Annotated in this window: 11 protein-coding genes and 1 pseudogene; 9 read left to right on the plus strand and 3 right to left on the minus strand. The window is 66.9% G+C overall.

Features of this window, described 5'->3' with window-relative positions:
- Nucleotides 1-150: 150 nt before the first annotated feature.
- From kynU to RTO53_RS13590, 6 genes are all read left to right on the plus strand, one after another.
- Nucleotides 151-1,428, plus strand: coding sequence for a kynureninase (gene kynU / locus RTO53_RS13565; protein WP_312238281.1), 1,278 nt, complete (start codon nucleotides 151-153; stop codon nucleotides 1,426-1,428).
- Nucleotides 1,429-1,459: 31 nt separating this feature from the next.
- Entirely contained in the window at nucleotides 1,460-2,827 is a 1,368-nt protein-coding gene (locus RTO53_RS13570; RefSeq protein ID WP_312238282.1) for an NAD(P)/FAD-dependent oxidoreductase, read from the plus strand.
- On the plus strand, nucleotides 2,827-4,266 hold the full coding sequence (gene sbcB / locus RTO53_RS13575) for an exodeoxyribonuclease I (protein ID WP_312238283.1): 1,440 nt from the start codon (nucleotides 2,827-2,829) through the stop codon (nucleotides 4,264-4,266). The genes RTO53_RS13570 and sbcB overlap by 1 nt, the downstream gene beginning before the upstream one ends.
- On the plus strand, nucleotides 4,263-4,949 hold the full coding sequence (locus tag RTO53_RS13580; RefSeq protein ID WP_312238284.1) for a DUF2461 domain-containing protein: 687 nt from the start codon (nucleotides 4,263-4,265) through the stop codon (nucleotides 4,947-4,949). Before sbcB ends, RTO53_RS13580 begins: the two co-directional genes overlap by 4 nt.
- Nucleotides 4,950-4,954: 5 nt before the next feature.
- Nucleotides 4,955-5,941, plus strand: a complete 987-nt coding sequence (locus RTO53_RS13585) for an aldo/keto reductase (RefSeq protein ID WP_312238285.1) — start codon at nucleotides 4,955-4,957, stop codon at nucleotides 5,939-5,941.
- A 65-nt stretch (nucleotides 5,942-6,006) separates the two neighbouring features.
- A complete protein-coding gene (locus RTO53_RS13590) occupies nucleotides 6,007-6,585 on the plus strand; it encodes a DUF2939 domain-containing protein (RefSeq protein WP_312238286.1) in 579 nt (192 codons plus the stop codon).
- A gap of 33 nt (nucleotides 6,586-6,618) precedes the next feature.
- Here the strand turns inward: RTO53_RS13590 and RTO53_RS13595 are convergent, their stop codons facing one another.
- The 3 genes and pseudogenes from RTO53_RS13595 to RTO53_RS13605 all read right to left on the minus strand — a co-directional run.
- Nucleotides 6,619-7,566 carry a 5'-nucleotidase gene (locus RTO53_RS13595; protein ID WP_312238287.1) on the minus strand — a complete coding sequence of 316 codons (948 nt, stop codon included), beginning with the start codon at nucleotides 7,564-7,566 and terminating at the stop codon, nucleotides 6,619-6,621.
- A 79-nt stretch (nucleotides 7,567-7,645) separates the two neighbouring features.
- Nucleotides 7,646-8,416 carry an NAD kinase gene (locus tag RTO53_RS13600; protein ID WP_312238288.1) on the minus strand — a complete coding sequence of 257 codons (771 nt, stop codon included), beginning with the start codon at nucleotides 8,414-8,416 and terminating at the stop codon, nucleotides 7,646-7,648.
- Nucleotides 8,417-8,605: 189 nt separating this feature from the next.
- A pseudogene (locus RTO53_RS13605) lies at nucleotides 8,606-13,498 on the minus strand (NAD-glutamate dehydrogenase domain-containing protein); the annotation flags it as partial.
- A 359-nt stretch (nucleotides 13,499-13,857) separates the two neighbouring features.
- Between RTO53_RS13605 and RTO53_RS13610 the strand changes: the two are divergent.
- The 3 genes from RTO53_RS13610 to RTO53_RS13620 are packed head-to-tail and all read left to right on the plus strand — an operon-like array spanning nucleotide 13,858 to nucleotide 18,980.
- On the plus strand, nucleotides 13,858-14,517 hold the full coding sequence (locus tag RTO53_RS13610; protein ID WP_312238290.1) for a TetR/AcrR family transcriptional regulator: 660 nt from the start codon (nucleotides 13,858-13,860) through the stop codon (nucleotides 14,515-14,517).
- Nucleotides 14,517-15,791 carry an efflux RND transporter periplasmic adaptor subunit gene (locus RTO53_RS13615; RefSeq protein WP_312238291.1) on the plus strand — a complete coding sequence of 425 codons (1,275 nt, stop codon included), beginning with the start codon at nucleotides 14,517-14,519 and terminating at the stop codon, nucleotides 15,789-15,791. Before RTO53_RS13610 ends, RTO53_RS13615 begins: the two co-directional genes overlap by 1 nt.
- Before the next feature lie 15 nt (nucleotides 15,792-15,806).
- Nucleotides 15,807-18,980, plus strand: coding sequence for a multidrug efflux RND transporter permease subunit (locus RTO53_RS13620; protein ID WP_312238292.1), 3,174 nt, complete (start codon nucleotides 15,807-15,809; stop codon nucleotides 18,978-18,980).
- Nucleotides 18,981-19,224: the final 244 nt, after the last annotated feature.

Raw genomic sequence — 19,224 nt, forward strand, 5'->3', positions numbered from 1 at the left:
GTTGGCGTTGGCGTTGGCCGCAGCAGTTGACGCTGGCCGCCAGCTGTTGGCCTCTTGCCTTGGCTGTTGCCTTTACCAACACACACCCCACAAACACCCCACACCCCCACCACCGGATAAACTGTCCGCCACTGTCACGCTGGTTGCACCATGTCCGACATTCTCAGCCGCACCCATGCCGTTGCCCTGGACGCCGCCGATCCCCTGCGCGCCATCCGCAGCGAATTCGTCTTCCCCCAGCACAACCATCGCGACCAGACCTACTTCGTCGGCAACTCGCTCGGCCTGCAACCGCGCGGCGCCCGTGCCGCCGTCCAGGACGTCATGGACAAATGGGCCAGCCTGGCCGTCGAAGGCCACTTCACCGGTGACACCCAGTGGCTGCGCTACCACCGCCTGGTCAGCGAACAGCTTGCCCGCATCGTCGGCGCGCTGCCCAGCGAAGTGATCGCCATGAACACCCTCAGCGTCAACCTCCACCTGATGATGGTCAGCTTCTACCGGCCCACCGCACAGCGCCCGGCCATCCTCATCGAAGCCGGCGCCTTCCCCACCGACCGCCACGCCGTCGAATCGCAGATCCGCTTCCACGGCTTCGACCCGGCCACCGACCTCATCGAAGTCCAGCCCGACGAACCCAACGGCACCATTTCCCTCCAGGCCATCGAACGCGCCATCGCCGAACACGGCCCGCGCCTGGCGCTGGTGCTGTGGCCGGGCGTCCAGTACCGCAGCGGCCAGGTGTTCGACCTGGACGCCATCACCCGCATGGCGCGCCTGCAGGGCGCCCGCATCGGCTTCGACCTGGCCCATTCGGTCGGCAACGTACCGCTGCAGCTGCACGACATCGCCCCGGATTTCGCCGTCTGGTGCCACTACAAGTATCTCAACGCCGGTCCCGGCGCGGTCGCCGGCTGCTTCGTCCACGAACGCCACCACCGCGACACCACCCTGCCCCGCTTCGCCGGCTGGTGGGGCCATGAGGAAGCCACCCGTTTCAAGATGGCCGCGCAGTTCGTGCCCACCGCCGGTGCCGAAGGCTGGCAGCTCAGCAACCCCCCGGTGCTGGGCCTGGCGCCGCTGCGCGCGGCCCTGGACGTGGTCGACAAGGCCGGCGGCATTGCCGCCCTCCGCGAGAAATCGCTGCGCCTGACCGGCCTGCTCGATGCCCTCGTGCGTGCGCGCCTGCCGCGCGTGCTCGAGGTGCTCACCCCCAGCGAACCCGAACGCCGTGGCTGCCAGCTCTCGCTGCGCGTCATCGGCGGGCGCGAGCGTGGTCGCAGCCTGTTCGAGTACCTGCAGACCGTAGGCGTGCTCGGCGACTGGCGCGAACCGGATGTCATCCGCATCTCGCCCACCCCGGCGTACAACCGTTACCAGGACCTGCACCACTTCATCGATGAAGTGGACGCCTGGGCCGGCCACTAAGCCGCGCCCCTTCCCCCTTGCGGACACCGACTTGATCGCTACCCCCTCCCGCTCGTTGAGCATCATCGGCGCCGGCCTGGCCGGCTCCCTGCTCGCCATCCTGCTGTCCCGCCAGGGCTGGCGGATCACCCTGTACGAACGCCGCGGCGACCCGCGCATCAGCGACTACGAGTCCGGCCGCTCGATCAACCTGGCCCTGGCCGAACGCGGCCGCAATGCGCTGCGCCAGGCCGGTGTCGAAGACGCGGTCATGGCCAAGGCGGTGATGATGCGCGGGCGCATGATCCACCCGCGCCAGGGCGATGCGCAGCTGCAGCGTTATGGCCGCGACGACAGCGAAGTGATCTGGTCCATCCACCGCAAGGACCTCAACATCACCCTGCTGCAGCTGGCCGAAGATGCCGGGGCGAGCGTGCACTTCCATCGCCGCCTGCACACCGTTGATTTCGACGCCGGCTACGCACGCTTCATCGACGACCGCGATGACCAGCCGCACGACATCCGCTTCGACACCCTGATCGGTGCCGACGGTGCCGGCTCGGCGCTGCGGGCGGCGATGAACCGCAAGCAGCCGCTGGACGAACGCATCGACTTCCTCGACCACTCCTACAAGGAGCTGGAGATCCCGCCAACCGCCGACGGTGGCTTCCGCATCGAGGCCAACGCCCTGCATATCTGGCCGCGCGGCCACTACATGTGCATCGCGCTGCCCAACGACGAAGGCACCTTCACCGTCACCCTGTTCCTGCCCAACAGGGGTGACCCGAGCTTTGCCACCACCACCACCGGGGCCGAAGCCGAAGCGCTGTTCGCGCGTGACTTCCCCGACGCACTGGCGCTGATCCCCAACCTGCGCCGCGACTGGGAAGAACATCCGCCCGGCCTGCTCGGCACGCTGCACCTGACCCACTGGCATCTGCAGGGCCGCGCGGTGCTGCTCGGCGATGCCGCCCATGCGATGGTGCCCTTCCACGGCCAGGGCATGAACTGCGCGTTCGAGGATTGCGTGGCGCTGGCCGGCCACCTGCTGGAACAGGATTCGCTGGCCGACGCCTTCGCCGCGTTTGAAGCCGATCGCAAGCCGAATGCCGAGGCCATCCAGCAGATGGCGCTGGAGAACTACCTGGAAATGCGCGACCGCGTCGCCGACCCGGCGTTCCTGCTGCAGCGTGAACTGGAACAGGCGCTGCAGGCGCGCTGGCCGACCCGTTTCGTGCCGCATTACACGATGGTGACCTTCCTGCACACGCCCTACGCGGTGGCGCTGGAGCGCACCGAACTGCAGCGACGCATCCTGGAAGACGCCACCGCCGGGCACGACAGCCTGGATCACATCGACTGGCACGCACTGGAGCGCCTCGTGCACGCGCAGCTGCCCGTACTGGAGGGCGCACACTGATGGCAGACAGCTTCCTGTTCTACGACCTGGAAACCTTCGGCCAGGACCCACGCCGCACCCGCGTCGCGCAGTTCGCCGCGATCCGTACCGACGCCGAGCTCAACATCATCGACGCGCCGGTCAGCTTCTACGTCAAGCCGGCCGACGACCTGCTGCCCTCGCCGGTAGCCACGCTGATCACCGGCATCACCCCGCAGCACGCGCTCGCCACCGGCGTGAGCGAGGCCGAGGCGTTCTCGCGCATCAACGACCTGATGGCGCGGCCGGGCACCTGCTCGCTGGGCTACAACACGCTGCGCTTCGATGATGAGTTCGTGCGCCACGGGCTGTTCCGCAATTTCTTCGATCCCTATGAGCGCGAGTGGCGCAACGGAAACTCGCGCTGGGATCTGCTGGACATGATGCGCCTGCTGCACGCGCTGCGCCCCGAAGGCATGGTCTGGCCGCAGCGCGAAGACGGTGCCACCTCGTTCAAGCTCGAACACCTGGCCACCGCCAACAACGTGCGCCAGGGCGATGCGCACGAAGCGCTGTCGGACGTGCATGCCACCATCGGCATGGCGCGCCTGTTCAAGCAGGCCCAGCCGCGCCTGTGGGACTACGCGCTGAAGCTGCGCGACAAGCGTTTTGTCGGCAGCCTGCTCGACGTCGATGCGATGCAGCCGGTGCTGCACATCTCGATGCGTTATCCCGCCCAGCGCATGTGCGCCGCGCCGGTGCTGCCGCTGGCGCGGCACCCCTACATCAGCAACCGCATCATCGTGTTCGACCTGGACGGCGACATCGACGCGCTGCTGGCGCTGCCCGCCGAGACCATCGCCGCGCGCCTGTACACGCGCACGGCGGACCTGGCCGAGGGCGAACAGCGCGTGCCGCTCAAGGAAGTGCACGTGAACAAGGTGCCGGCGCTGGTCGCCTGGAACCACCTGCGGGCCGCCGACCATGCACGCCTTGGCCTGGACGTGGCCGCGATCGAGGCCAAGGCCGCACGCCTGCGCGAACTCGCCCCGGCACTGGCCGAGAAGGTGCGGCAGGTATTCGGCGGCGAGCGCGTGTTGCCGCCGAGCGATGTCGATGCCTCCCTGTATGACGGCTTCCTTGCCGATGGCGACAAGGCACTGATGACCCGCATCCGCACCAGTCCACCGTCCGAACTGGCCAGCTTCGCCGAGCGCCTGCGCGATCCACGCATGCCCGAGCTGCTGTTCCGCTACCGGGCGCGCAATCATCTGCCCACCCTGGATGCGGCCGAGCGCACCCGCTGGAACGACTACCGTCGCCAGCGCCTGCTCGGCGATGCCGCACTGGGCGAGCAGAACCTGCCGCAGTTCCGGCAGCAGCTGGACGCGCTGGCCACCGAACATGCCACCGACCCCGGCAAGCTCGCGCTGCTGCAGCAGCTGCGCGACTGGGGCACCGACCTGGAGCAGAACCTGTGAGCAGCTATTTCAGCCCCAAGAGCTTCACCTTCCTGCGCGGCCTGGCCCGCCACAACGACAAGGCCTGGTTCAACGAGCACAAGCCGCAGTACGAAGAACATGTGCGCCAGCCGTTCCTACGGCTGATCGCCGACCTGCAGCCAGACCTGGCCGCAGTGAGCGAGCACTTCCGCGCCGATCCGCGGGGCGTCGGCGGCTCGCTGTTCCGCATCTATCGCGACGCGCGCTTCTCCAACGACAAGTCACCTTACAAGAGCTGGCAAGGCGCGCGCCTGTTCCATGAGCGCCGCAAGCAGGTGCCCGCGCCGTCGTTCTACATCCACCTGCAACCGGGGGAAAGTTTCGTCGGTGCCGGGCTGTGGCATCCCGAGCCGGCCACGCAGCGCAAGGTGCGGCATTTCATCGTCGACAACCCGGGCAGCTGGAAGGCCGCCGCGCACTCGCCGGTGCTGCGGAATAAGTTCGATTTCGAGCAGAGCGAAAAGCTGGTGCGCCCGCCGCGCGGCTTCGAGCCGGACTTCGAGTTCATCGACGATCTCAAGCACCGCAACTGGGTGTTCTGGCGCTCGCTGGACGACGCCACCATGACCGGGCCGCGCCTGCGCCAGACCATCGCCGCCGACCTGGTCACGCTGGGCCCGTTCGTGGACTACCTGTGCGCCGCGCTGGATCTTGAATTCTGAGCACGATGGCAGCCACTTTCCCCCTTCCGCGTCGTCCCCTGGGCCGCAGCGGCCTGCAGGTATCGCAGATCGCCCTGGGCTGCTCGGGGTTCTGGGGCAACCGTCGCTTCGCCGAAGCCGAGGCCGAACGCATCGTGCGGCGTGCGCTGGAACGCGGGGTCAACCTGTTCGACACCGGCCACAACTACTCGGCCTTCAACGCCGAACCGCGGTTGGGCCGCATCCTGCAACGCGCCTTCGCCAGCCATCCACGCGATGGCCTGGTGATCTCCAGCAAGGGCGGCACGCTGACCGGCCAGGCCGGGGTGAGCGGCGCCGAACAACGGGATTTTTCCCCGGAGGCGATCGAGCGCAGCTGCGCCGCTTCGCTGCGCAACCTGCAGTGCGATCACCTGGATATCTTCCAGCTGCACGGCATCGGCCTGGAGCAGATCAACGATGAACTGCTCGGCGCACTGGCGCGCATGCGTCGCAACGGCATGTTCCGCCTGCTCGGCATCAATACCCACACCGGCGCGACGATGCAGCATCTGGTCGACCACCCGACGCTGTTCGATGTCGCGCTGATCGACTACAACGCGCTGCAGCAGGACCGCGAGCCGCTGATCACGGCCATGCACGATGCCGGCATCGGCGTGCTGGCCGGCACCGTATTGGCACAAGGCCACCTGCTGCCCGCCCGCCCCCGCGTGCCGCGCCTGGCCGATGCGTGGTACCTGGCGCGCGCCTGGCTGAAGCCTTCCAGCCGCCAGTTGATGCGCAGCGCACGCGGCATGCAGCGCGCGGTCGCCGCAGTGCACTCGCAGACCCCCGCGCAGACTGCCTTCGCCTATGTCCTGCAGCATCCTGGCATCGCCAGCGGCGTCCTCGGCACCACCCGGGTGCGCAATCTGGAGCAGATCCTTGACACCCGCGTGGACGCGCTGCAGCCGGACGAACGCGCGCGCCTGGTCGCCGCGTTCCTGCGCGGCGGGCGCTCACCCAGCCAGTAGCGTTCACACCGACTGACACGCACTGCGGCAAGCTCGGCGCAATGCCTTGCGAAGATGCGTGACGAATGAAGAAACTGCCCTGGTTGCTGCTCGCCCTGCTGCTGTTGCTCGCAGGCGTCCTGTTCAGCGGCCCGTACCTGACCGTGCGCGGACTGGCCCAGGCCATCGAGGCCCGCGACACCGCCAAACTCGACCGCTACGTCGACTTCCCGATGCTGCGCGCCAACCTGCGCGCGCAGCTCAATGACTACGTGGTCCGTCGCGCCGGGCCGGAGGTGCAGTCCAACCTGCTCGGCGCGCTGCTGCTCTCGGCGAGTGAGACGCTCACCGGCACCGCCGTGGATGCGATGGTGACCCCGGCCGGGATCGGCGCGCTGATGGAAGGCCACACCCTGTGGAAACGCGCCAGCAACGACCTGGAAAGCAACGACACCTACGCAGCGCCGCGCAAGCCACGTCCGCTGCAGGGAGCCGAGCACCATTTCGAATCCCTGTCGCGCTTCACCGCCACCACCCATACCGCGCAGGGTGAGCCGGTGGTGTTCGTGCTGCAGCGGTCGGGCCTGCGCTGGAAGCTGGTGGACATCCGCCTGCCGCTGGGCCAGGCCGAGCCCACACCGCCGATGGTGTTGCCGATCCGTTAGCCACCCACCGTGGGTGGGTACGCCGCGCGCCGATCAGCCGTCGTTGGCCACGCCATGCGGCACGTGCCCGGCCGCCACGCTCTGGTGCTGGCGGGCGCTGTCGATGTTGTGCTGCGAATCGTCGAAGAAGATGTCCGCGCCGAACGCTTCCAGGAACGGCACCTTGTGGCGGCCGCCCAGGAACAGCGCCTCATCCAGGCGCACGCCCCACTCGCGCAGGGTGCGGATCACCCGCTCATGCGCCGGCGCCGAACGCGCAGTGACCAGCGCGGTACGGATCGGCGCATCCTCGCCGGACGGGAACACCGCCTGCAGCGTGTGCAGCGCCGAAAGGAAATTGCGGAACGGGCCGCCACTGAGCGGCTCGCGCGCGTTCTCGCGTTCGTGCCGGCCAAAGGCTTCCACGCCCTGCTCACGTGAGATGCGCTCGCTCTCATCGCCGAAGATCACCGCGTCGCCATCGAAAGCGATGCGCAGCTGGCCCAGCGGACGCCCCATGTCCACCTGCTCGGCCGCGGCGATGGTCTCGCCCGGCGGCTTGGGCAGGATGGTGGCGGCAGCGATACCGTGCAGCAGCGCGCGTCGCACCGATTCGGGATTGGCCGACAGGAACAGATCGGTGCCGAACGGCTTCACGTACGGCCAGGTCGGTTCGCCGGCGGTGAACGTGGCGCGGACGATGCCCAGGCCGTAGTGCTGGATCGAGTTGAAGATGCGCAGGCCGGTGTCGGCCGAATTGCGCGAAAGCAGGATCACTTCCACCCGCGGCGACTCCGGCGACTGGCCCTGGTTGAGCGCCAGCAGCTTGCGCACCACCGGGAATGCCACGCCCGGGCGCAGCACGTCATCCTCGTGCTTGCGCTGGTACTCGGCGTAGGCGTCCACGCCTTCGGCCTCGAACAGCGCGTGGCCTTCTTCCAGGTCGAACAGCGCGCGCGAGGTCACCGCGACGGTCAGCAGACGGGGGGTGTTGTCGCCCATGGCACTCAGCAATCCAATGCGGCCGCAGCGGCCGGCCAGCCATTGTCCCACAGTGCGTGGCCGCCACGGCCAGCCCTGCTCAGAACATGAACTGTTCGCTGAGGATGCGGTCTTCCAGGTTGTGCTCCTGATCGAACAACAAGGTCACCCGGCGCTCGCGCGACTCGCGGATGGTCACCTCGACCACGTCGCGGGTCTCGTGCGAATCGGCAGTGACGCTGACCGGACGCTTGTACGGGTCCAGCACGCGGAAGCGGACTTCGGTGTCGGCCTTGAGGATCGCCCCGCGCCAGCGACGTGGGCGGTACGGGGCCAGCGGGGTCAGCGCGATGGTGTGCGAGCCCAGCGGCAGGATCGGGCCGTGCGCAGAGTAGTTGTAGGCGGTGCTGCCGGCCGGCGTGGCCACCAGTACCCCGTCACCGATCAGCTCGGCCACGCGCTCCTGCCCGTTGAGGTCCACGCCGATGTGCGCCGCCTGGCGGGTCTGGCGCAGCAGCGAGACGTCGTTGTAGGCCAGCGACCCGGTGGTGGTGCCCGACTCGGTCAGTGCCAGCATCTCCAGCGGCCGCAGGTGCGCCGGCTCGGCCGCGTCCAGCCGTGCCGGCAGGTCGTCGTCACGGAACTGGTTCATCAAGAACCCCACCGTGCCCAGCTTCATGCCGAACACCGGCTTGCCCAGCGCCGCGTAGCGATGCAGGGTCTGCAGCATGAAGCCGTCGCCGCCCAGCGGGCACAGCACATCGGCCTGCTCGGGCGCGCACGCACCATAACGGGCCAGCATCGCGGCCAGGGCCTGCTGTGCAGCTTCGGTGTTGCTGGCCAGGAAGGCGATACGGGGGGTGTCGCTCATCGGTGGATCCGGGTGGGGTATGCCAACAAGAGCATACCCGGTCGTACCGGCCGCGGGCCGCTTCTACGCACCGCAGACAGGGACCGTGCGATTGCCGGCCAGCGGCCGGCGCGAGCGGAAACGAAAACAGCCCCGCGATTGCGGGGCCGTTTCCTTTTCATGCCACCGGGCAGCGCCCGGCGCTACCGCTTACGCACCATGCGCGGCCAGCTGGCCCAGACGCTGCACCGCGACCGACACGGTCGGGTAGTCCAGCGTCTTCTGCTCGGCCAGTTCGGCCAGCATCGACAGCGTGAAGCGCAGGCTGCTGTCGTCGCGGCCGATCCAGGCGGCAACCTTGGCTTCGGCGCTGGACCCCTTCATCGACAGCACCTGGGCAGCCAGGTTGCGGTGATGGGCGGCCAGCTCGTCGCGCAGCACGCCACGGGCCACGGCGTGCCAGCGGCCGTTGACCTCCAGCGCGTCGATCTGCTCGAACAGCCACGGCAGCTGCAACGCGTCGCCCAGGCGGAAGTGGACCTTGGAGACGTCCACCGGCTTGAGCTTGCGGGTACGGGCCAGTTCGATGATGTCGAACGCCGGTTCAAGGAACTGCAGCTCGGACAACTGCTGCGCCAGGGCCGGCGGCAGGCCCTTCTCCTTCCACTCGGCCACGCTGGCCTCGTAGGACGGACGCTGCGAATCGGGCAGCACGCCGGAGGCGACGCGGATGTCGTTGAAGGCTGCCTGGTAGCGGTTCACCGCCTCGGTGATGCCGGGCATGGCACCCGGGCGCGACAGCAGCCAGCGCACGAACGAACGCTGCAGCTTCCAGATCACTTCCAGCGCGTCGATCTGCACCGACTCCGGCAGCGTACCGTCGAGGGCGTCGATCTGTGCCCACAGGGCGCGCGCGTCCAGCGTTTCACGGCTGATCGTGTACGCCTTGGCGACCTCGGCCACGGTGCGGCCGGTGTCTTCCTGCATGCGCATCAGGAAGGTGGCGCCCATGCGGTTGATGGTCTGGTTGGTCACGGCCGTGGCGATGATTTCGCGCTTCAGGCGGTGACGCTCCATCGCATCGGCGTACTTCTTCTGCAGCGGCGTGGGGAAGTAACGCTGCAGCTCCTTGGACAGGTACGGATCTTCCGGGATGTCCGATTCCAGCAGCTGCTGGAAGGCCACCAGCTTGGAATAGGACAGCAGCACCGACAGCTCCGGACGGGTCAGGCCCTGGCCACGTGCCTTGCGCGCGGACAGCTCGGCGTCGGAGGGCAGGAACTCGATCTGGCGATCGAGCAGGCCCTGCTGCTCCAGCGTCCGGATGAAGTGCTGCTTGGAGCCCAGGCGCTTGACCGCCATCCGTTCCATCAGGCTCAAGGCCTGGTTCTGGCGGTAGTTGTCATTGAGCACCAGCGCGGCCACTTCGTCGGTCATCGAGGCCAGCAGCTTGTTGCGCTGTTCGACGGTCAACTTCTTGGCCCGCACCACATCGTTGAGCAGGATCTTGATGTTGACTTCGTGGTCGGAGGTATCCACACCGGCCGAGTTGTCGATGAAGTCGGTGTTGAGCAGCACGCCGGCCTGCGCCGCTTCGATGCGGCCCAGCTGGGTCATGCCCAGGTTGCCGCCCTCGCCCACCACCTTGCAACGCAGCTCGCCACCGTTGACGCGCAGCGCGTTGTTGGCGCGGTCGCCGACATCGCTGTGCTGCTCGGTCGACGCCTTGACGTAGGTGCCGATGCCGCCATTCCACAGCAGGTCCACCGGAGCCTTGAGGATGGCGCTCATCAGGTCGTTGGGCGACATCGCCTTGACGTTGTCTTCCAGGCCCAGCGCCTCACGTACCTGCGGGGTAATCTCGATGGACTTCAACGAGCGCGGGAAGATGCCACCGCCCTTGCTGATCAGCTTGGCGTCGTAGTCGGCCCAGCTGGAGCGCGGCACGGTGAACAGGCGCTCGCGTTCGACAAACGTGCTGGCCGCATCCGGATTCGGGTCCAGGAAGATGTGGCGGTGATCGAACGCGGCAACCAGGCGGATATGGCGCGACAGCAGCATGCCGTTGCCGAACACGTCGCCGGACATGTCGCCGACACCCACGGTGGTGAAGTCCTGGCTCTGGCTGTCACGGCCCAGGGCACGGAAGTGGCGCTTGACCGATTCCCACGCACCGCGTGCGGTGATGCCCATGCCCTTGTGGTCGTAACCGACCGAACCACCGGAGGCGAACGCATCGCCCATCCAGAAGCCGTGCGCGATGGCCAGGCCGTTGGCGATGTCGGAGAAGGTCGCGGTGCCCTTGTCGGCGGCCACCACCAGGTACGGGTCGTCCATGTCATGGTGAACCACGTCCACCGGCGGCACGATCTTGTTGTTGACGATGTTGTCGGTGATGTCCAGCAGGCCCTGGATGAACAGCTTGTAGCAGGCCACGCCGTTGGCGAACACCGCATCGCGGTCGCCGTTCACCGGCGGCATCTTGGCGAAGAAGCCGCCCTTGGCGCCGACCGGCACAATGACCGTGTTCTTGACCATCTGCGCCTTGACCAGGCCCAGCACTTCGGTACGGAAGTCTTCGCGACGGTCCGACCAGCGCAGGCCGCCACGGGCCACGGCACCGAAGCGCAGGTGGGTGCCTTCCACGCGCGGGCCATACACGAAGATTTCGCGGTACGGGCGCGGCTTGGGCAGGTCCGGCACCAGCGCCGAATCGAACTTGAAGCTGATGACGTGGCCCGGACGGCCTTCCGCATCGGTCTGGTAGTAGCTGGTACGCAGGGTCGCATCGATCACGCCCATGAAGCTGCGCAGGATGCGGTCTTCATCCAGGCTGGACACGCGGTCCATCAGCTTCAGCAGCGCATCGCGCGCGGCATCCATCTGCGCGGCACGGTCGCCCTTGCGCGCATCGACCACGGTCTTGAGCACCTTCAGGGTGGCCTCGTCGCCGCCGGCAAGCACGGTCAGGTGTGCACGCAGCTGGGCCTGGCCCTCGGCGATGGCGTCCTTGCTTTCGTGGCCGGTAGCCGGATCGAAGCGGGCTTCGAAGAGTTCCACCAGCAGGCGCGCCAGCAGCGGGTAACGGGTGAAGGTCCCTTCCACGTAGGCCTGCGAGAACGGCACGCCGGTCTGCAGCAGGTACTTGCAGTAGCCACGCAGCATCGCGACCTGGCGCCAATGCAGGCCAGCGGCGAGCACGAGGCGGTTGAAGCCGTCGTTTTCGGCATCGCCGTGCCACACGCGGGCGAAGGTCTCGCCGAAGGCGGCATCCACGCTCGGTGCATCGATCGCACCGGCCACCGATTCCACTTCGAAGTCCTGCACGTACACCGGGGCGTTGTCGACCGTCAGCCGGTACGGTCGCTCGGCGATCACGCGCAGGCCCATGTTTTCCATCATCGGCAGCGCGTCCGACAGCGGAATGTCGTCCAGCTGGCGATACAGCTTCAGGCGCAGGCCTTCGCCACCTTCGCGCTGCACGGCCTGCAAGCTCAGGCGCAGGTCGTCCGGGCCGGTCAGCGCGTCGAGCTGGCTGACGTCGTTGGCGGCGATCTCGGTGCTGGAGTCTTCGATGTAGCCGGCCGGCAGTGCCTTGCCGATGCGGGCGGCAATGCGCAGGCCTTCGCTTTCACCGTGGCGGGCCACCAGTGCCTCACGCAGGTCGTCCTGCCAGTTGCGCAGCACCTGGGCAAGCTTCTGCTCCAGTTCGCTGGTGTCCACTTCCAGGGTCTGGCCAGCCTTCGGGCGCACGATCAGGTGCACCTGGGCAAGCGGGGATTCGCCCAGGACCACCGAGCTGTCCACGTATTCGCCCTGCAGGGCGTCCTTGAGCATGGCTTCGATGCGCAGGCGCACATCGGTGTTGAAGCGTTCGCGCGGCAGGTAGACCAGCGCGGAGATGAAGCGGCTGTACTTGTCGCGACGCAGGAACAGGCGGCTGCGCACGCGCTCCTGCAGGCCCAGCACGCCCATGGCGGTGCGGAAGAGTTCGTCTTCGCTGGACTGGAAGAGTTCTTCGCGCGGCAGGGTTTCCAGGATGTGGCGCAGGGCCTTGCCGCTGTGGCTGCTGGGGGCCAGGCCGGACTGGCTCATCACGTATTCGTGGCGCTGGCGCACCAGCGGGATTTCCCACGGGCGGCGGTTGTAGGCACTGGAGGTGAACAGGCCCAGGAAGCGCTGCTCACCGATGATCTTGCCCTTGGCGTCGAATTCCAGCACGCCGATGTAGTCCATGTAACCGGCGCGATGCACGCGCGAACGGGCATTGGTCTTGGTCAGGATCAGCGCGTCCTTCAACCCGGTGGTGGCGTTGAGGCCCTGCGCGGCCAGGGTTTTGACCGGACGGGCGGCGGACTTGTCCTTGCCGCGCATCAGGCCCAGGCCGGTGGCGTTGAGCGGTGCCAGCACGTCTTCCTTGCCCTGCTTCTCCACGCGGTATTCGCGGTAGCCGAAGAAGGTGAAGTGGTTGTCGGCGGCCCAGCGCAGGAATTCCTGCGCTTCGGCACGCGAAGCGGCGTCGATCGGCAGCTGGCGGGTACCCAGGTCGTCGGCGAGGCTCTTGGCCTTGCTGCGCATGGCATCCCAATCGCTGACGATGGCACGCACCTCATCCAGCGCCTTGGTGATCGCCTGCTCGACGTCGCCCATGCCCTCGGCCGGCTGGCGGTCGATTTCCAGCAGCATCACCGATTCGGGATTGCCCTCGCCCACGCCGGACAGCTTGCCGGCCTTGTCGCGGCCGAAGCGGATCACCGGGTGGCCCAGCACATGCACGCCGATGCCATGCTCGGCCAGCGACATCGTCACCGTGTCGACCAGGAAGGGCATGTCGTCATTGACGATCTGCAGCACGGTATGCGGCGATTCCCACCCGTTCGCCTTCAGGCTCGGGTTGAACACGCGTACGTTGGCCTTGCCAGGCTTGCGCACACGCGCGAACTCCAGCGTGTCGGCGGCAAGCGCGGCCCACTCTTCGGCGGTGTGGTGCGGGAACTCGTCCGCCTCCATGCGCTTGTAGAAGTCGGCGGCGAACGCCACTGCCTCGGCCTGCCCGGCGGACGGGTAGCGCTTGCGCAAGGCCGTGTACACCGGCTCCAGCGAGAAGCCCACTGGCGAAACAGTCTGCGTATCGGCTGGTTTGGATTTGTTTTTCACGGTCTTGGCTGCTGGTTTTTGCGGTTTCATGGCAGAGCGGTGCGTGTTGCTCAGTTGGGAAAATGAAATTGTAGGCCTACCGCACAAAAATACCTTGCTGCAGGACGGAATAAGGCAATTCGGGTTGGGTGGCGTTTACGTCTCGCACATCGGCATGCACGTCAATTCGCACGAGTACGGATGACAGCGTGAGAGTTCTACGCTACGCAGCATCGGCCGAATCTGTGGCAACTTGACGATGGGTATCAAAAGCAGCCAAAACACAAGGCTTCTCCAATTCTGAACTGGACGGTATAGTCCATCGCGTGAATCCCCCCCACCCCGCCGCCAGCTGCCTGGATGCGCGCGACCAGCGCGTGTTCGATGCTGTGCGTGATCTGTTCGCCACCCAGGGCATGCAGATCAGCATGGAGGCGGTGGCGCAGCAGGCCGGGTGTTCCAAGCAGACGCTTTACAGCCGCTATGGCAGCAAGCAGGAACTGCTGCGCCGGGTGATGCAGCGGCACGTGAGCCGTGCCACCGCCGGGCTGCGCAGTCTGGACCAGGGTGACCTGCGCGGCAGCCTGCTGCAGTTCGCCAGCGACTACCTCGAACACTGCAACCAGCCACACGTGGCCCAGGCCCGGCGCCTGATCGCGGCCGACTCCGGCCAGTTCCCCCAGGAAGCCCGCGCGTTGTACCGCGATGGCGCCGGGGCGCTGGTTCTTCACGTCGCTGAATGGCTCGAGACGCGCATGGCCATGGGCCAGCTCGGGCATGACGACCCGCACTTCATGGCTGAACTGCTATTGAGCATGATCGCCGGATTGGATTTCGAGAAACAGCGCTTCCATACCCCCCACCGGGACGACGCCGCCACGCGCCACCGCTGGGCAGAATTCTCCGTTGACAGCTTCCTGCGCGCGTTCGCCACGCCGGAAACCGCCGCGGCTCCGCATTCAAACCAACACCGGAGTTTTTCCTGATGATCGCCCCACTCCGCACCCTTGCCCTGACGTGCGCAGTTGCTGTTGCACTGACCGCCTGCAAGAAGCCAGAGCAGCAGACGCCCCCGCCGCCGGAAGTGGGCGTGATCGAAGCCAAGCCGCAGACCCTGCCGCTGCAGCGTGAGCTGGTCGGCCGCCTGTCGCCCTTCCGCAGCGCCGATGTGCGCGCCCGCGTACCGGGCGTGCTGCTCAAGCGCGTCTATCAGGAAGGTGCCGACGTCAAGCAGGGCCAGGTCCTGTTCCTGATCGATCCGGCGCCGCTGCAGGCCTCGTTGAACGCCTCCCAGGCCGAGCTGGCCTCGGCCCAGGCCAGCTATGCCAACGCCAAGGCCGCTGCCAACCGCGCCCGCTCGCTGGTCCCGCAGCAGTATGTGTCCAAGTCCGACCTGGACGCCGCCGAGGCCACCGAACGCACCGCCGCCGCGGCCGTGCAGCAGGCCCAGGCCGCCCTGACCAGCGCGAAGATCAACCTCGGCTACGCCGAAGTGACCTCGCCGATCAGCGGCCGCGCCGGCAAGCAGCAGGTCACCGAAGGCGCACTGGTGGGCCAGGGCGATGTGACCCTGCTGACCACCGTTGACCAGCTCGATCCGCTGTACGTGAACTTCTCGATGAGCGTGGACGAGCTGACCCAGATGCGCGCTGCACAGGCCAAGGGCCAGCTGGCGTTGAGCGGTGACGGCAAGTCCACCGTGCAGGTCAAGCTGTCCGACGGCACCGTCTACGACCAGCCGGGCACGCTGGACTTCTCCTCGACCACCGTCGACCCGGCCACCGGCGCGGTGTCGCTGCGCGCGGTCCTGCCCAATCCGCAGCAGATCCTGCTGCCGGGCGCCTTCGTCAGCTTCCAGGCGACCCTGGGCGAGCGCAACAACGCCTACCTGGTGCCGCTGCAGGCGCTGCAGCGCGACACCACCGGCGGTTACGTGCTGGTGGTCGGGAAGGATGGCAAGGTTGCCCGCAAGAACGTCAAGAGCGAAGGCCAGCAGGGCAGCAACTGGCTGGTCAGCGGCGGTCTTGAAGCCGGCGACCAGGTGATCGTGGCCGGTGTGCAGAAGGTCAAGGAAGGCGCGCCGGCCAAGGCCGCCCCCTGGAATCCGAACGCCGCCAACGCCAATGGCCAGGCCCCGGCGGGCGCAGCGCCGGCAGGGGCGGCTCCGGCCGCCGCCGCCAAGCCTGATGCCGCCGCCCCGGCCGATGCCGCTGCCGAAAAGTCCGACGCCGCTCCGGCTGCCGAACCGAACAAGCAATAACGGGAATCATCCGTCATGCCTAAATTTTTCATTGAACACCCGGTCTTCGCCTGGGTGGTCGCGATCCTGATCTCGCTTGCGGGCGTGATCTCGATCCTTGGCCTGGGCGTGGAGTCCTATCCAAGCATCGCACCGCCCCAGGTGACGGTGAGCGCCACCTACCCCGGCGCCAGTGCCGACACCGCCGAAAAGTCGGTCACCCAGGTGATCGAGCAGCAGCTGACCGGTATCGATCACCTGCTGTACTTCAGCTCCTCCTCGGCCTCCAACGGCCGCGTCACCATCACCCTGACCTTCGAGACCGGTACCGATCCGGACATCGCCCAGGTCCAGGTGCAGAACAAGGTGTCGCTGGCGACCCCCCGCCTGCCCACCGAAGTGACCCAGCAGGGCGTGGTGGTGGCCAAGGCCAACGCCGGCTTCCTGATGGTGGTTGCGCTGCAGTCCGACAATCCCTCGATCAACCGGGACGCGCTCAACGACATCGTCGGTTCGCGCGTGCTCGACCAGATCTCGCGCATCCCCGGCGTCGGCAGCACCCAGCAGTTCGGCTCCGAGTACGCCATGAACATCTGGCTCAACCCGGAGAAGATGCAGGGTTACGGCCTGTCGGCCAGCCAGGTGCTGGCCGCGATCAAGGACCAGAACGTGCAGTTCGCGGCCGGTTCGCTGGGTTCGGATCCGTCTCCGGAAGGCCACTACTTCACCGCCACGGTCTCGGCCGAAGGTCGCTTCAGCTCGCCGCAGGAGTTCGAGAACATCATCCTGCGCGCCAACGCCGACGGTTCGCGCGTGCTGCTCAAGGACATCGCCCGCATCGCCTTCGGTGCCAACAACTACGGCTTTGACACCCAGTACAACGGCAAGCCGACCGGTGCCTTCGCGATCCAGCTGCTGCCGGGCGCCAACGCCCTGAACGTGGCCAATTCGGTCACCGCCAAGATGGACGAACTGGCCCCGAGCTTCCCGGCCGGTGTGAGCTGGTTCTCGCCGTACGACAGCACCACCTTCGTCAAGATCTCGATCGAGGAAGTGGTCAAGACCCTGATCGAAGCGGTCGCGCTGGTGTTCCTGGTGATGCTGATCTTCCTGCAGAACTTCCGCGCCACGCTGATCCCCACCCTGGTCATCCCGGTCGCGCTGCTCGGCACGTTCCTGGGCATGAGCATCATCGGCTTCACCATCAACCAGCTGACCCTGTTTGCGATGGTGCTGGCGATCGGCATCGTGGTCGATGACGCGATCGTGGTCATCGAGAACGTCGAACGCATCATGACCGAGGAGAAGCTGCCGCCCAAGGCCGCCACCCAGAAGGCCATGACCCAGATCACCGGCGCGGTGGTGGCCATCACCGTGGTGCTGGCGGCGGTGTTCATTCCTTCGGCCCTGCAGGGCGGTGCGGCCGGTGAAATCTACAAGCAGTTCGCGCTGACCATCGCCATCGCCATGGCGTTCTCGGCGTTCCTGGCGCTGGGCTTCACTCCGGCGCTGTGCGCGACCTTCCTCAAGCCGACGCACAACGACAACCCGAACATCGTCTACCGCACCTTCAACAAGTACTACGACAAGGTCAGCAACACCTACGTGGGCCACATCACCTCGGCGGTGAAGCATGCCCCGCGCTGGATGATCCTGTTCGTGGTGCTCACCGCGCTGTGCGGTTTCCTGTTCACGCGCATGCCGGGCAGCTTCCTGCCCGAGGAAGACCAGGGCTATGCGCTGGCGATCGTGCAGCTGCCGCCGGGCTCGACCAAGTCGCAGACCAACGCGGCCTTCGCGCAAATGCGTGGGGTGCTGGAGAAGCAGGATGGCTTCGAGGGCATGCTGCAGGTGGCCGGTTTCAGCTTCGTCGGTTCCGGCGAAAACGTCGGCATGGGCTTCATCCGGCTCAAGCCGTGGGCCGACCGCGACATCACCGTGCCCGAGTTCATCAACAACATGAACGGCGCGTTCTACGGCATCAAGGAAGCACAGATCTTCGTGGTCAACCTGCCCACCGTGCAGGGCCTGGGCCAGTTCGGCGGCTTCGACATGTGGCTGCAGGACCGTGGCGGCGTCGGCTATGACCAGCTGACGCAGGCGCGCAACATCCTGCTCGGCAAGGCCGCGCAGGAAAGCGACCTGCTGACCGGCGTGCGTCCCAACGGCCTGGAAAACGCGCCGCAGCTGCAGTTGCACGTGGACCGCGTGCAGGCGCAGACGATGGGCCTGTCGGTGTCGGACGTGTACAGCACCATCCAGCTGATGCTGGCCCCGGTGTACGTCAACGACTTCTTCTATGAAGGCCGCATCAAGCGGGTGACCCTGCAGGCCGATGGCCCGTACCGCACCGGCGCGGAGTCGCTCAACAGCTTCTACACGCCGAGTTCGTTGCAGACCAATGCCGATGGCACCCAGGCGATGATTCCACTGAGCACCGTGGTGAAGTCCGAGTGGGTGTCCGCGCCGCCGTCGCTGAGCCGCTACAACGGTTATTCGGCGGTCAACATCGTCGGTTCGCAGGCACCGGGGCGCAGCTCGGGTGAAGCGATGCAGGCGATGGAGCGGATCGTCAGCGACGACCTGCCGGCCGGCTTCGGCTACGACTGGTCGGGTATGTCCTACCAGGAAATCCTGGCGGGCAACGCGGCCACCCTGCTGCTGGTGCTGTCCATCGTGGTGGTGTTCCTGTGCCTGGCCGCGCTGTATGAAAGCTGGTCCATCCCGGTGGCGGTGCTGCTGGTGGTGCCGCTGGGCGTGCTCGGTGCGCTGGCGTTCTCGCTGGCACGCGGCCTGCCCAACGATCTGTACTTCAAGATCGGCCTGATCACGGTGATCGGTCTGGCGGCCAAGAACGCGATCCTGATCGTGGAGTTCGCGGTGGAGCAGCGGGCCGCGGGCAAGAACCTGCGCGAGGCGACCATCGAAGCCTCCCGGCTGCGTTTCCGCCCGATCCTGATGACCTCCTTCGCCTTCATCATGGGTGTGGTGCCGATGGCCCTGTCCACCGGTGCCGGCGCCAACGCCCGTCACGCCATCGGTACTGGCGTGATCGGCGGCATGGTGTTTGCCACCTTCCTGGGCCTGCTGATGATTCCGGTGTTCTTCATCGTGGTCCGCCGCATGCTGGGCGACAAGCTGGACGAACCGTCCAAGGAGTTCCTGGAACGCCAGGGCGAAGCCAACACGGCGCACCGTCCGGATCGTTGATCCGGGCACTACGCTGCTGAAATGAAAAGCCCCGGCTCGCGCCGGGGCTTTTTTTTGGGTCTTTTCCCATCTGAGGGAGCGTCTTTTTGCAAGGGCCCTCGCAGAGTGAACACGACGCTGTTGCGAGTGGGACGGGTAGTGTCGACGGCGTGGGTGGATCGGGCTGTGTCTCCGCTTGGCCTGTCGCGCGCGTGAGGGCCCCATAGCGGCCGGTAGGCCCCTGGCGCAAATGTCCCCCGGCCTG

It is taken from the genome of Stenotrophomonas sp. (genome assembly GCF_031995405.1).
In the GTDB taxonomy this organism is placed as follows: domain Bacteria; phylum Pseudomonadota; class Gammaproteobacteria; order Xanthomonadales; family Xanthomonadaceae; genus Stenotrophomonas.